14 protein-coding genes are annotated in these 14,824 nt (G+C 51.2%); 10 read left to right on the forward strand and 4 right to left on the reverse strand.

The window, feature by feature from the left end:
- Positions 1–3: 3 nt before the first annotated feature.
- The 10 genes from RID21_RS09790 (at position 4) to RID21_RS09835 (ending at position 10,754) form a co-directional block, all read left to right on the forward strand.
- A complete protein-coding gene (locus RID21_RS09790) occupies positions 4–444 on the forward strand; it encodes a hypothetical protein (RefSeq protein WP_350188451.1) in 441 nt (146 codons plus the stop codon).
- 68 nt (positions 445–512) lie between these two features.
- Positions 513–692: a hypothetical protein gene (locus tag RID21_RS09795; protein ID WP_350188452.1), complete on the forward strand. Its 180-nt coding sequence runs from the start codon at positions 513–515 to the stop codon at positions 690–692.
- Positions 693–748: 56 nt separating this feature from the next.
- Entirely contained in the window at positions 749–1,213 is a 465-nt protein-coding gene (locus RID21_RS09800; protein WP_350188453.1) for a hypothetical protein, read from the forward strand.
- Between the two features lie 53 nt (positions 1,214–1,266).
- Positions 1,267–1,467: a hypothetical protein gene (locus tag RID21_RS09805; RefSeq protein ID WP_350188454.1), complete on the forward strand. Its 201-nt coding sequence runs from the start codon at positions 1,267–1,269 to the stop codon at positions 1,465–1,467.
- Positions 1,468–1,498: 31 nt separating this feature from the next.
- On the forward strand, positions 1,499–3,817 hold the full coding sequence (locus RID21_RS09810; protein ID WP_350188455.1) for a phage tail tape measure protein: 2,319 nt from the start codon (positions 1,499–1,501) through the stop codon (positions 3,815–3,817).
- 1 nt (position 3,818) lies between these two features.
- Positions 3,819–4,781, forward strand: coding sequence for a hypothetical protein (locus RID21_RS09815; protein WP_350188456.1), 963 nt, complete (start codon positions 3,819–3,821; stop codon positions 4,779–4,781).
- 8 nt (positions 4,782–4,789) lie between these two features.
- The gene (locus tag RID21_RS09820) at positions 4,790–7,354 is read left to right on the forward strand and encodes a hypothetical protein (protein WP_350188457.1); all 2,565 of its coding nucleotides are present in this window, start codon (positions 4,790–4,792) and stop codon (positions 7,352–7,354) included.
- Entirely contained in the window at positions 7,351–8,148 is a 798-nt protein-coding gene (locus tag RID21_RS09825; RefSeq protein ID WP_350188458.1) for a hypothetical protein, read from the forward strand. Before RID21_RS09820 ends, RID21_RS09825 begins: the two co-directional genes overlap by 4 nt.
- Before the next feature lie 126 nt (positions 8,149–8,274).
- On the forward strand, positions 8,275–9,156 hold the full coding sequence (locus tag RID21_RS09830) for a hypothetical protein (protein WP_350188459.1): 882 nt from the start codon (positions 8,275–8,277) through the stop codon (positions 9,154–9,156).
- The gene (locus RID21_RS09835) at positions 9,153–10,754 is read left to right on the forward strand and encodes a glycosyltransferase family 2 protein (RefSeq protein ID WP_350188460.1); all 1,602 of its coding nucleotides are present in this window, start codon (positions 9,153–9,155) and stop codon (positions 10,752–10,754) included. The genes RID21_RS09830 and RID21_RS09835 overlap by 4 nt, the downstream gene beginning before the upstream one ends.
- On the opposite strand, the gene RID21_RS09840 is transcribed toward RID21_RS09835, so the two are convergent.
- From RID21_RS09840 to RID21_RS09855, 4 genes are all read right to left on the reverse strand, one after another.
- The gene (locus tag RID21_RS09840; RefSeq protein WP_350188461.1) at positions 10,734–11,258 is read right to left on the reverse strand and encodes a hypothetical protein; all 525 of its coding nucleotides are present in this window, start codon (positions 11,256–11,258) and stop codon (positions 10,734–10,736) included. The genes RID21_RS09835 and RID21_RS09840 overlap by 21 nt on opposite strands.
- Positions 11,259–11,421: 163 nt before the next feature.
- Complete coding sequence (locus RID21_RS09845) at positions 11,422–12,474, reverse strand: SMEK domain-containing protein (RefSeq protein ID WP_350188462.1); 1,053 nt, start codon at positions 12,472–12,474, stop codon at positions 11,422–11,424.
- A gap of 12 nt (positions 12,475–12,486) precedes the next feature.
- Positions 12,487–13,146 carry an HNH endonuclease gene (locus RID21_RS09850; RefSeq protein ID WP_350188463.1) on the reverse strand — a complete coding sequence of 220 codons (660 nt, stop codon included), beginning with the start codon at positions 13,144–13,146 and terminating at the stop codon, positions 12,487–12,489.
- Between the two features lie 149 nt (positions 13,147–13,295).
- On the reverse strand, positions 13,296–14,630 hold the full coding sequence (locus RID21_RS09855) for a DUF5067 domain-containing protein (RefSeq protein ID WP_350188464.1): 1,335 nt from the start codon (positions 14,628–14,630) through the stop codon (positions 13,296–13,298).
- Positions 14,631–14,824: the final 194 nt, after the last annotated feature.

The raw sequence follows: 14,824 nt of genomic DNA on the forward strand, positions 1-14,824 counted from the left end.
TCCATGACTATCGGTTTGGAATGTTGTCTGTACCTTGATCCGGCTGGCGCTGGTCAGGGCACCTGGACTAAATATGAAGACGTGGGCGACGTGCAGGTTCCGCACAGCTGGAATGAATCACAGCGAAAAATCCGGAAGCACAAATACGAACGCACCACCCTCGGACAAGGTGTCCTGGAAACCACGTTCACTCTGACCTATCGGGCGGGCGATCCTGGTTTCGAAATGCTGCGGGATGCCCATCTCAACAAAACCGACATTGGTGTGGCTGTGATGTCGGGCGACATCGCCACCAATGGTAGCGAGGGCTGGCAGTATGACGCGAAAGTCACCAGTTTCCCGGAAACCCAGTCGCTGGAAGAGGACATGTCTTTCGATGTGACTCTGAAGCCATCTTCTGACGCGACCGATGACCCGGCACGCGTTGTGATTTCCGGGGCATAAGTCACTTTATGAAAGATGTCAATCGTTCCCCACTGGGGAATTCACTTGATTTTTAGCGAGGGAAACCAATGAAAATCGGAGAGACAAAAGAGCAGTTTGTGTGGAAGGATGGAAAACGCGTTCCATTCAAGGCGACTGCCATTCAGCCGAAAAAGCCGGAGGAATACAACCCGCCGGATCAGGCTGAGCAAGTGCCACAACCACAGCAAAAACCACAGGAGGCACCAAAGGCAGCGGGCTCGAAATAGCCCGCTGCTGATGTGGCTCGTTACTCATTCACCACAACACACAGGAGAAATTCAGGATGTCAAGTTTTACTGACACAAAGGGAGAAACCTGGACCATTTCCATCAACCTGGGTACAGCGCTGAGGCTCAAACAGGAATTAGAAATCGATCTGCTTTCGGAACTGAAGACACCAGAACAGGGCTTTAAATATGTGGCCAGCCTGGATGACGACCGGTTCAAGCTGGGACAGATCATCTACATTCTGGCCAAACCTGCCAATCCAGGGAAAACGCAGGACGATCTGTTCGAGGCTCTGGACCAGGATACCATCGAGGCTGCCTACCTGGCATTGATGGAAGCGGTGATTGATTTTTTCCCGAAGTCCCTCAGGGAGCAGATGAGGAAGATCCTCGACAAAACCATGGTGATCCAGGAAGAGAACCGGGAGGGACTTCTAAAGCAGTCAGCGGAAATGATCGACAGCCCGGAACTGGAGCAACGCATCAGGGAGCAAATCTTTGGTCAGAAATCTTCCGCATAGCGGGGAAAACCGGAATTGACCCCCGGCCATATTCCCTGCGTGAATTCCTGTGGATGAATGAAGGACACAGCGAGCATAGCGGTTATCAGCTGAGATCAGTGATGGCCGCCATTTACAACATCGCCCCCTGGAAGCCTAAGAACAAATGGTTCAAAGAATCAGATTTCAAAGGCAAGCCGCGTCGACTGCAGCCACCAACGGGGCAAGAAGTGATCGCAGATATGGATAGGGTGTTCGGGGCAGTTTATGGCTAGCGCAGGGGCAATCAGAGCAGGAAAGGCTTTCGTGGAAATCTTCACGAAAGACTCTGCCTTGCGCAAAGGTCTGAAGAATGCCCGGGAGCAGTTGAAGTCGTTCGGGGCTTTCAGTCGGAAAATGGGAATGGGGCTGGCCGTCTCCGGGATGGCCCTGATGGCCCCGGTGGTGGCAGCTATTCCCATCTATGCCAGTTTCGCAGACCAGATGTCTGCGGTCCGCGCTGTTACGAATGCCACTGAGTCAGATTTTGAAGCACTTAACCAGGTTGCCAAAGACCTGGGGAGCTCGACTTCTTTCTCTGCCAGTCAGGTAGCCGAGGGGATGAAATACCTCGGGATGGCGGGCTTTGATACGAAAGAGATCATCGCCGGTATTCCTGAGGTGCTGAACCTGGCGCGGGCCGGTGCGCTTGAACTGGGGATGGCTGCGGACATCGCTTCCGATGTCGGTAGTGCGTTTGACATCGCCGCCGGTGATATTGGCCGCGTAGCCGATGTGATCGCGAAGACCGCCACTAGTGCGAACACCAACGTAGAAATGATGGGGGAGACGTTTAAGTATGTCGCCCCTGTTGCCAATGCTGCCGGTCAGAGCATTGAAGAGACTTCCGCTGCTATCGGACTTCTGGGCAATAATGCGATCAAGGCCAGCACCGCTGGAACGGACCTGAAAAACATCCTGTCCAAAATGGCATCAGACAAAGATGCCTTTAAGAAATTGGGTGTCGATACCGCGGACGCCGCCGGGAATATGCGTCCGCTGATGGACGTAATGCAGGATCTGGGGAGAGCCACCCAGAACATGAGTCAGGATAAACGCCTGGCGTTGTACATGGACATGTTCGGGGAACGGAGTGCGAAATCAGCCCTGGTCCTCTCCAAGCTGAATATCGGCGTGGAAGAGATGCGCGGCAAGATGCAGAATGCCGCCGGTGCTGCTGCTGCCATGGCAAAGATCATGGATGACAATCTGGGCGGTTCCTGGCGAATGTTCATGTCTGCGGTGGAGGGGGCCGCCATCGCCATCGTCGAAGACATGGAGACACCACTCAGGGATATCCTTTCTGTCCTTTCCAAGCTGACATCCGGGGCAACAAAGTGGATCGCCGCGAATAAAGGAATTGTCGGAACGGTTGCCCTGGTGGCTTCCGGTCTGATCACCGCCGGTGGTGCGTTTCTGGCTGTAGGGTTGTCTGCCACCCTCGCCAGCCTCGCCATCGGTGGATTTACAACCATGCTCAGTGCAGCAGGTACGGTGTTAGGTATCCTGACCTCTCCCTTTGTACTTATCACCGCTGCTGTGCTGGGCGGGGCTGCCGCTCTGCTCTATTACTCTGGCATCGGTGGGAAAATGGTTTCCTACCTGAAGGAGCAGTTCAGCGGGCTGGGCGACATCGCCGGTGAAGTCTTTACAGGCATTAAGGATGCCATGTTGTCCGGAGACTTTGAACGCGCTGGGAACATTCTCTGGAAAACGCTGGAGCTGGTCTATCTGACTGGCATGAACGCAATTAACTCAAAGGTCAGCGACTGGAAAACCTACTTTCTGAACCTTTGGTATGGCACGATCGACCAGGCGTCCAGTTACTTCACCGATGCCTGGGCGGGGCTGCAGACAACCTGGACGGGAATGACTCAGTTTTTCGGGGACGCCTGGGACACTGTCATGAACCGGATTCAGAAAATCTGGTCGCAGGTGGGCGGTCGAATCATCGACGGTATCGATGGGATCATGGATTACGTCAAGCTGATTCACCCATCTCTGAAAAGCATATTACCCGAAAGTGGTCAATTTCGCTTTGAAGCCAAACAGGCAACCGGCGTCGGGATGTCTTCGGAAGAGATCGACCAGGCAACCAGTAACAGTATCGCCAATCGGGCGCAGGCAGCGCGAGACCGACGTAGCCAGATTGAACAGTCCCGACAGGGCACCCGGGGCTCAATCAGTGATCTGTCCCAGCAGAGACAGAGCGAACGGGAGAGAAAGCTCGAGCAGTCGCAAAAAAAAGCTGCTGATGCGATGGCCCAGACACAGGCTGAATTACGGCAGTTGCTGCAGCAGACCAATCAGCAGGCCGCCCAGGAGAGGGAGACCAGACAGGAGAAAGCCGCAACGGCAGCTGCTGCCGCTTCTGCTGCCCTGGCTCCTGGCGGGGCTGTGGCAAAGGCGGGCCAATCGGTCAGCGGTTCTGGCAACCTGAAGACCAAAGAGGGGCTCGAGACGTTGGCAAAGCTGATCAACATGAGCGGGGAAGACAGTGTGCAGAATGACCAGCTGGCAACCCTGAAACGTATCCATTCTGCTATCCAGAATGGACCGCAGGTAAAAGTGGTAAGGAGCGGTTGAGATGTCGCAATTCATTCTCAGTTTTGAACTGGCGTTCGAGGATCGGTACGACGACAAGGAAGGTCCGGAGCGGAATTACACCGAAGTCTATTCCTGCAGGCTGGCGACGGTTGAAGTGGATCCGATTGTGATACGCGAGTACCGCAAATGCCCCCAGCTGGGCGACAAACATTACCGGGACAAAGCCGCCCATGTGGTCAGTCGACAGTTTCAACGCGTCGACGACACTGCCGATTTCAACGTGACGATTCAGTACTCCACCAATATTCAGGAACCGGAGCGGGAACCAGACCCTCTGAAACGTCCTGCCCGAATCGATATCAGCAGCAGCCCGGAAATGATCCCGACATTTCTGGACGGTGATGAGAAACCCCGACTGAATACGGCCGGTGACCTGGTCATTGGCTATCGTCGGGTTCCTTTCCTGGAAATCACCGTTCAGAAAAATGTCGCCGATTATCCGGACTGGCTGTGGGACTATGACGGAACGGTCAATAAATACCCGGTGACTCTGAAAAAGAAACAGGGCAAACCGAAAATATTTGATCCGCGGACACTGCGGGTGGAAGGCATCGAAGCCCCTGACCTGGAATATGAAAACGGAAAATGGTTTTACCCACTCACGTTCCGTCTGCGCCATGATCCCCGCACATTCGATGAATACATCTACAGCGCCGGGTTTAACGAACTCGCCAAAGTGGACACCGGTTTGAAGAGTATTCCCAAGGGTGTCGCCCCGGGTGATGTCACCATCGAAAACAGCAAAGTTTACCAGAAGGTGAAACGGCGAATCACAATTGGCACGCCTGCAGAGTATCCCACTGAACCGGAATTCCTGGACAAGGAAGGGGCACGCATCGAGCTGAAACCCGACCGCAAAGGCCGGTTCGACTTGTCCCGACTGCATCTGCTGCAATTCAAGGATGACCTTCAAACCGACTTCTCATTTTTACCATTTGAATAGGTGATGTAATGCCCGAAGAAAAAGTATGGATCGGCGGGGCTCCCGCAAACGCCAGACAGGTTAAGTACACGCTCCCCCTGGACATCGAAAGCGGTCAGGTCATGACGGCCAAAATTGGTCTGAAGTCATTCTCCTACACGTTCCCGGATGGACCGTTGCGGCTCAGTGTCGTGGCTGCGTTTGTCAGTCTCTGGGAGGAGAAAGCCCTCGAAATCACGGAGTTCTCTCAGGTCAGCATCACCGACAACCTGGATGCCAGTTTTACGCTCACGGCGGCTGTACCTGGTGTCCCATTTATCGTCACCATCTTAATCGGTGATGGGACCAACGAAAAACAGACGGTTTCCCTGGTGGGGGATGTGACCGGCGGAACGTTCACGCTCGACTTTAATGGGCAGGAAACCGGGAACATTGCCTACGATGCCACTGCAGGCGCAATCCAAACCGAGATGGAAGGCCTGTCGAATGTCGAAGTCGGAGACGTGGAAGTGACTGGACCCGCCGGTGGTCCCTGGGTGATCGAATTCAAGGGGAACCTGGCTGATACTGATGTGGCTTTGCTGATAGCCGATTCCACGCTCCTGGAATCGACCAACGAACAGCAGACCATCAGCCTGGCCAGCTGCAGCGGTGGAACGTTTGCGCTGGGATACGGTGAAGACACCACCGACCCGATTGCATTTAACGCCAGTGCAGCGACGATTGAGAGCGAACTGGAAGCCCTGCCCGGTATCGGGGCCGGGAATGTCAGTGTGTCCGGATCCGGTCCCTGGGTGGTGGAATTCACTGGCACACTGCGCGGAACCAACGTGGATCTGATTACCCTGGACGACTCGAACCTGACTGGTGTGTTAGATGCGACCATCAGCGAAACCACACCCGGTGGTGGTGGCTGTAATGAACGCTGGGCGATTCAGGCACACCTGGCCAACGACAGTGACCAGAACGGGTATATTACCCTGACTGGTAATGCCAGCGTTTCAGCGGGGACATGGGATCTGCTGATTGAATTGAATTCATCAGCCCTCTCTACCGAGATCACTGATATCCCGTATGATGTTACACTCGCCGAGCTGCAGGCCCTGATTGATGCCAGCCTGGCTGACAGTGATGTGTATAAACATTACAAGGTGTTTGCATCGCATCAACTCCCCTCCAGCCCCGTAGGGACTGACAAACTTTCTGACGGAGAAGGCTTCCGGTTTCAGTTCCACAGCTCACTTTGCACCACTACAGGTAATGAATCGCCGGAATTCACGATTGATAGCAGCGGTCTGACCGGTGGAACATATAGCGTGACTGCAACCCAGCAAGCATTTACCGGCGGTGGTAGTGACTGGGGCACCTCTTCCGGTTCCTGGAAGTTCATCATTGACGGCGAAGCGACCGACGATTTAAGCCCAACCATTACCGTTGCTGATCTGAAGACTGCCATTGAGGGTCTGTCTGCTGTCGGGGCCGGAAACGTCGATGTGTTCGGCATGGGGAGCGATAACGGGTATGCCTTTGGTGGTGGCTTCCAGATTGAATTCAAGGGGGATCTGGCGAATCTGGACACCGGTTTTGCGATCACCACCAGTAAGAGCGCCGGTGCCACGCTCAATCTGCAGGTCTGGACCGTTTACACGGGCGATTCCGGAACGGGCGAAGTTCAGACGCTGAGCATTTCAGGCAGCCCAGTGGCGGGAACGTTCGCTCTCAGTTACGGCGACGAAGTAACCGCACTGCTCGACTATGACTCCACCGCGGGAGAAATTGAAACTGCCCTGGAAACGCTGTCAGGGATCAGCGCTGCGGATGTCTCCACCAGTGGGGGGCCGTTGCCTGGATCTGATATCCTCATCACGTTTGCGGGCTCCCTGGGTGGAGAAGACGTTGCCGAAATCGAAGTGAAGTTCGGCACGGTGGCAGAGACCGTTCAGGGTGGCGGAGATCCGGACGTCGATATCACCACCACACAGACTATTCTGGCCACGACCGTTCTGCAGGAGTCCGAAGGCCCCAACGATTGGGACATCGCCGCCAACTGGGATACCGGAACACTACCTGAAGACGGGGACACGGTCCGCGTCCCCAACGGACCGGACATTCTCTATGGTCTGGATCAGTCGAGTCTGTCTTTGGCACTGGTGATTGTTGAGGACTCGGATACAGAAATCGGTCTCCCCCGCCGGACCGCCGATGATGAGATTGAATATCTCCCCCGCTTCCTGAAACTGTCTGCGGACAAATTCATCATCGGTCAGGGGGCAGGTGGTGGCAGCCGTCGCATCAATATCGAACCGGTCAACACAGATGCCGAAATCATTGTGCATGACTCCCTGACCGGTGAAGACGGGGAAGAGGCGGTGCAGATCCGGAACGTCAATTCCGCGAATACGGTAACGCTCCTGGTGACCGGAGGCGAGGTCGGCATTGCGACCAGCCCGAAAGACGAGGCTTATATCAAGCAGATCACGCAACGGGGTGGGTTCATCAATGTCGGCTCTGATGTCGGGCTGGGTGGAATTGAACGGACCGGCGGTCAGTTCACCAGTTACCAGACCACCATGAACGGGGTACTCACGTTATGACAAAACGCTGGAACACATTACAGGTTACCGGGTCTTACAAAAAAACGCTCGATAACATGGTGAATTGGTTCCTGCAGAATGTCGGCAATCATCCTGATATCGGGAAACTGAATGTCGAAGCAACGCGCCACCCGGTCCGGTTCATTCTGCACGAACCTTACAGCACGTACTGTCTGAAGAAATACAGTTCCTCGGACTACGATCTGGACGGGGACACGCGCGCGGGTCAGTATTACGCTGTGATGGTCGACGGTGACACACCGGTCCCTGTCTCTCTATTCAACTGGGACCCCTACGGGAACACGAAACAGATGATCGAGTTCCGCGGGGATGACATCATGGGGAGCATTAAGCTGGCCCTGGGAGATTACGAAACTGACCCGATTTCCCTGAACACGGAAACGCTAACAGAAGAATATCTGCTGCAGAAGCTGGAAGCACTCCCCAACATTGGCGCGGGAAATGTGATTGTTTCCGTCTGGCCTGGTCACTGGCTGATCGAATTTGTAGGGGCGCTGGCGGGTAAGGTTCCAGATCAGTTTGAAATCGATCTACCGGAAGAGGCGGTTTTCGACTGCTGGTCTTATTACACGCACTGGAAAGACTCCCGTATTGATGACGAGGTGATCTTCCCTTATCCCATGGCTGGCACGCTCGATGCGGATGACAACACGGTCAGCGACGCAGCTGCCGCCGGCTCGATCGGTTTTGCCAAGATGGTCCCCAACGTGGGGCTGACCGTTATGAACCTCCAGTGTCGAGATTACTACGGCGACGGCACACCGGATCTGTAAGGGAACCCCATGGGAAAATGTAATTGCAGTCTGTCTATTTTAAGAAAGCCCTGCCCCCGCAAAACATGGCGGTGCAGACGCTGCGCTGAAAAGCTGCAGAACTCAGAGACCGTCTGGGAGCTGACAGTGCCGACATATAAGGACTGGGTATTTGACGGACTGAACCCGAGCCCACCAGCCCCTTCAGGTGAGGTGAAAATCTACACTGATTACAAAACCATCCCACAGGACCCGGACGGGACGCTTTCCAATTGCATTTTCGACGGGACCAACGAATTGATTTACAGCCCTGACCGTTCAGTCATTTCCACAGCTGGCTGGCCACAGTGGGTGCTGGATCTGGAACATGCGATCGACAATGTACCGCTCGCGATTGTTGGTAGCTCTCCGCCGGCTCTATCATGGATGGCTTTTGCCAGACGGCACGAGGCGAAAGTCCAGTGGATTGAATCGATCCTTGACGGCTCGAAAGTAAAGACGCCTGGTAACTGGCAGATCAATCTGACGGTGGTTCAGATGGCATCTTATGCGCTGGCTTATTTTGAACCCACTGGATTGATTGAGTGGTTTGGTCTGTCTCTGGCAGAACAGGCACTGCTGGGAGTCGGGTATATTGACTACGGCGGTAGTTTACAGGTCAGCACCGAGGAGTTTTCCGCCGTTCAGAGTCCGCTGAGGGGGACGTATTATTCCCCGGAAGATTTCGCCTGCCCGATCCTGGACGGGGCAACGTACCGATTCTCAAACAGCCTGCCCACTGACATTTTCCCGATATCGGTGACCGACATCACAGTAAACGATTTGCCCGATGGTTACGACTGGCCCTGGCACATCCCCCAATACGAAGACGGTCCGCACGGGATGCCCGATCTGTCAAAGCCCGTCTATTACACTGGCGAGATTTACCCCACCGGATTCACCCGGGGGGACTATTTATCGCCGCCCTACATCGACGTAAGGCACGTCAAACGCTCAGAAATCGACGTAAGAAAGTCAATCACCCAATGATCAGCACCGAAGAAAAACAGCGACTCTGTCAGCAGTGCAAATTTAAACGGAATTACCTCTGCCGAAGGCACGGTGAAGAGTGGAAAAAGGTCTGTGAAACTCGCCTGGTCTGTGAGGGGTGGGGCAATGTTCCGCGGGTCCCTGAACAGACGAAAGAAACCGAACAGAAGAAAGAGCCCAGTTTTGGGGTGGCCATCATTATTACCAGCCACAATTACGGCAGGTTTCTGGCCCAGTGCCTGGAAAGCACACTCAACCAAAGTTGTCCGGCGTCTGAAATCATCGTCGTTGATGACTCCAGCACGGATAACACGCAAGAGGTTGCCGAGTCATTCAGTGACCGCGGTGTCCAATACCTGAGAGTGGAGAACCGCAGCGCCCATTTCAGCCGTAGGGACGGCGTGGTGGCTACCAGGTCGGATATCGTGTTGTTTCTCGATGCAGACGACATGTTGCCCCCAGACTTCATTGAGTGCGGTCTGAGAGAGTTTATCAATCAGGACGTGGGGGTGGTCTACTGCGACCACCAGAACTTCGGGATTTACAACCACAGAACGAACTTTCCTGACTTCTCAGTCGATCGACTGTTCAAGGGGCCGAATTTCGTCAGTACCTGTTCTTTCGTGAGACGGGAGGCGCTGACACTGACAGACGCCTGGAACATCGACGTTGATGAACGCTACATGCCTGAGGATTACTGGCTGTTTCAACGCATTGCGATGGACGGTTGGGACTTCAGAAAGCAGACGGCCGTGCTGCAGTACCGCCGGCACAAGGAGTCAATGTCTCAGACTCGCGTGACGATGGACCCGGGAAAGGTTTATTATCTGTCCCATGGTCTCACGTATCACAATATTACGCTGTTCGTTCCGCTGTCCGGTCGCAAATGGATGTGGCCCCGCTTCCGTGATTACCTCGAGCGCCAGACTTGGCCCCATGATCAAATCAAGCTGATCCTGATGGACACCAGCCGCGATGTTGTGTTTTCCGCAATGGTCAGGGGGTGGGTTGCTAACTGCGATTATAAAGACGTGCGACATGTGCAGCTGGATGTCGGCACGCCGGGACTGGCGGACCTGAACCGCAGGGAGCGGAAACACTATGATGAGGTCAGGCTGTCGATGTGCAAAATCTATAACCAGCTGCGGTCGATGCTGGAAACGCCGTATGTGTGGATTCTGGAGGATGACATCATCCCCCCTGACGATGTTTTAGACCGACTTATGAGAAACTTCACTCATGAAGTCGGGGCCGTCACAGCGCCGTATCAGTCACGCTACAACGGCGAGCCGATTGTCTGGGTTGAAGATGGCGTGAAGAACGTGAAGCCACCGAAGAAAGCGACACCACCGGGACCAGGTGAGCCACAGGTAACCGAAATGCGGGGGTCTGGGTTTGGCTGTCTGGTGACACGCTCAGAGCTGATCAAACAGCATGTGTTCGCCCTGCCCAGCAGCCAGAACGACTATGACCCGTATTTCTTCACCGGGATGGGAGACCACTGGAAGCGACTGTGTAACTGGTCGTGTGCCTGTGAGCATTGGGGGCAGGATCGGGTTTACCTAATTGCAGAAAATTTAAAGAATTTTATCGCATAAAATTGATTTCAAACTCTCTTTTCCCACATCGCCATAAAGGTTCTGAGAGATGGGGGTCACTACTGAAACATTAAGATCAGCGAGAGATTCTATAGAAGATTCCAGGTCGATCTGTTTGGTATTTTCTGGAGTCTCAAGTCCCACTGCCTCTTTTGCGCTATAGACGACCTGCTGAAAAGTTTTACGAAACGCATTCTTCAAACTATCCACTGACCATTCCGAATAATGAGGATTCGTACGATTCGTGACGGTATTTCTAATATGAATCGTAGGGTCCAACCAGATCAAAATTGTACTCTGTATGATATCTGGATCCTTTTTCCTGACATAGACAGGAATCGTTGTAGAAGAAAACTGCCAACGATGAACGATAGTGTCACACTCTCCATCACCACTATGAATCAGCGAGTCGATATCTTCCTGTAGGTGAGATAGTTCCCTTTTTAATTGTGTGCTTACAGGGTCCGGAAAATGACATTTTCCGACGAGTCCAAACTTTGTCATAAAGTATTTCTGCTGAGGTGTCCGCTTATCAGCAGTTTGCAGATTCGCAGCTTTTAACTTTCTAATTAAGTGATGCTTTCCAACTGCAGAATAACCGCAAACATGAATTATCCTCATATGCAATAGTTCTCACTTTCAACCAATTTGAAGATGGCAATCTTTTTCAGGATGAAACCTCAGGTAGCTCTACTCCAAAATCTGAAAAATCTAAAAATACAATTGCTCTCTGAAAACTGAGATTTCCAGCTTCAATGAAATCAACTATGTAAGATAGGGTAGAATATTTTTGTTCGTCAATATAAATATAAGGACTTTCATATGCGGCTTCTTCGTAATCAGGAATATTGATTCTTATCAAATCGTACTCTTGAAGCATTATCAATTCTTCTCTAACAATTATAGGAGTGTTCTCACAATACCTATTGATTCGGTTTAAATTTACTCTCAATGAGTCTTCGAACGATCCCTGCTCCCTGCGCTCCATTAAAATTGAGTAGAATTCACGCGTAATACGAGGAAGCTTCGACAAGCATTCAGAGTATTCAGTCATGATTGTTATGACTTCTTCTCGACTGCATGGTGGATCAAAATTGTTTTCTTCCAAATACTGAAATAGAAAACTAAAATCTGATATTTTAGGCCTAGGTATTACTTCTATGAGATTAATCAATGAAGTTGGATATTCGCCATCGGTATTAGGTATTTCTAATTCTATTAATACTTTTGTGCATTCTCTCACGATGTAATTGTAGATTGTGTGTAAGGTATCTAGTTCTAGGTCAATTAGTTTTTTGGCCAGGGTGTTAATGTCCCAGATGTTATCCCTTGAAAAAAAATCTGCTTGTTCGGTTGTTTCGTCTAATGTGTATGTTTTCTGTTTATGACCAATAATAAAAACGATAAGTTTTTGAGGTGGTGTTTCCAACTCAAGAGCTTTCTGAACGGCATCATTTACCTTGTCAGAACTTTTGAGTGATGTGATTTGAATTGCTGTTCCTGAAGACGAATCCTGGAGATCCAAAGCTGGAACGTTACTGACATCTTGATTCAAATTTGTCAGGTTCAAATTCAACACATGATTGAGAATTGTTTTAAAGAAACTCTCCAGGTGTGTATTGATATCTAATAAATTTAATTTCCCTCGGATTTCGACCTGTTGAGCGATCGTGCTTAACTGGTCAACAATTTCCCCGATTAAATAACCTCGTGTAATCATTTAACACCTGATTCATTTTAATGCGATTATTCGTTTCAATTCATCGACACTGATTAAATTGTCTTTATACCGATGTACCATCATATGGCAATTCGCACACAGAACAGTCAAATCGGTTTTAGGGTCGGTGCGACGAATACCTTTAGACTCGCTCAGTGGATCGAGATGATGCACTTGGATATAACCAGCACCATGGCTTCCATAAACTTCAGCAAAGTTGAAACCACAGGCTTTACAGGTCGTACCATGATGTTCGATGGCAGCGTCTCGTAGTTCTCTTTCTCTTTTGTATTCAGTTCGGGTGACAACTCGGGCCTCACCTTCAAGACTGCTGAATTGGATTGCGTCCAAATCCTGAAAATCATCATTGGTATTTTCTTCGATGTATCCGTTTTCGATTGACGCTAAGGACAGGATTTTAAGAAAGACGTCTTTTTCGATCTGGCGAGCGCTACCTCTCCAGTAATTGCTTTTTTTACTCTCTGGAATCTGCTCAATGTAGGAACCGTTTATTTTCGCCAGGACCGGCCGCTGGAATGGTTTATAATCAGTGATTTCAGCGAAGAAGCTGTTCTTAGAATCGATATCTGGGCGTACTTCTCCTGTACGAGCTATTCCAAAATAATGTGGATGATCAGAGAGTCGCTCAGGTCGATACTTGGCTTTCGTCAATTTCCCTTTGTAGTAGACGATTTCGGTACCGGGTTTTATTAAACCCTGGTAAATCGCTGGGAAGTGGTAGGCTTCTCCTGTGACATCATCCCATTGGGATTCGTCATTTTCAGTGATGACTGTGTAAATTGTGACTCTCCTGATCTCATTTAATTCTTAAACTTAAAGTTCAAAGGCTGCTTCTCTGTGAATGCTCGGGGATAGAGAAACAGGTTGAATTTTGTAGCCTTCGGATCAGGCTTTTCAAAATAGAGCGTATCTTCGATAGTTGAATCCGGTTCGATTGTTTGGGGATCGAGTTTCACGGGAACCGATTCATAAGCCTTTCCGAGGTCATCAGTCAACAGGTCCCCGGAGCTGTAATACTTGCTCTGCCAGGTGCTGTAGGTCTGCTTAGATCCACTGTTGTTGGTGAGTTTCAAGTGGATCGCCAGGCATTCTTTGCCCTCGAACTCTTCAACCGCTACTTTCGTGATTTCTGCCTTGATGCCGCCAGCTGTTGAAACATTATTGAATTCAGGTACAGGTGAAGCTTCTGTTTTGGGGGCTCCTCTTAACATGACGGGCTTTTCTGAGTCAGCTTGATTTTTCTCACTCTGAGTTTTTGCTTCCGCAATCAACTCCTTAGAGCAGGCGAATTTCAGTAGAACTGGCTCGCCTCCCGTGAAGTCTCTTGAGTAAAGATTCATTTTAAATTTGCTGGCTTTGCCGACCGGGCGTTCGAAGACATAAAGGTCCTCGACTGATTCACCAGGATAGAGCTCTTTATATCTAACACTGCCAACAATCTTCTGAAATGTTGGGCTCTTGGCGACATATGAGTTTCCGTGCTCATCAGTCAACAGTGGGTCATTCCCATAACGAGCGCTTTCCCATGGTGAATAGGAATATTTTTTTACTTCACTGTTATTGGTGATTTTCAATTTCACCAGCAGGAATTCCTCTTCGCTTGTGCCAGTTTGTCGATCGGCGATGTCCTTAAACTGGATCTGATTGATGTCGGTCCCCAGGATTTCTACGGTCACATCGCCCACAGTCGCTGTCAGTCCCTTGCCTGCCCACTTATCAGCTGGTTTCTTGGGTTGATCCATTGGGGCTGGTAAGGCCTGCTGCTGTTTCTGATTTTTGTCATTTACAACTAAGGCATTCTCCATTGCCTGCCGTCTCTCTCTGGCTTGATTAGCAGTATCAACAGCCTGACTGACCGCAGCGACACTGCCGAAAAGAGCCAGGAAAAAACCAGCAGAGAAAAACAGTGCGATCGCAGACAGTGCACCACCCGCGATCGAATATCCAATGCCTGAGCCATTACGTGAGATTCCCAGGAAGATCCCAATAACCGCCATCAGGGCGCTGATGCTACCGAGAACGAATGCGAGAATGTTTACAAACGGGATCCAGCAAAGCAGGAATGCCAATATTCCGAGAATCACAGACGCGATTCCCATACTGTTTGCCGCGCGCGATTCCTGCTTGATGTTCACAGACACATTCGGAGAGTGGGGCTGCTGATAAACTGTAGGAGACGGTGGGGGAGACTGATAATGCGCAGGCACTTCCTCAGGTTTAACGATTTCAGGTGTCGTTCTGACGATCGATGTCGAGTGAGGTACGGTGATTTTCTCGCCGCACTTATTACATGCCCCCTGTTTTCCAGCTGCTGAGTCCTTAACTTTAA

This window comes from Gimesia sp., assembly GCF_040219335.1.
In the GTDB taxonomy this organism is placed as follows: Bacteria; Planctomycetota; Planctomycetia; order Planctomycetales; family Planctomycetaceae; genus Gimesia.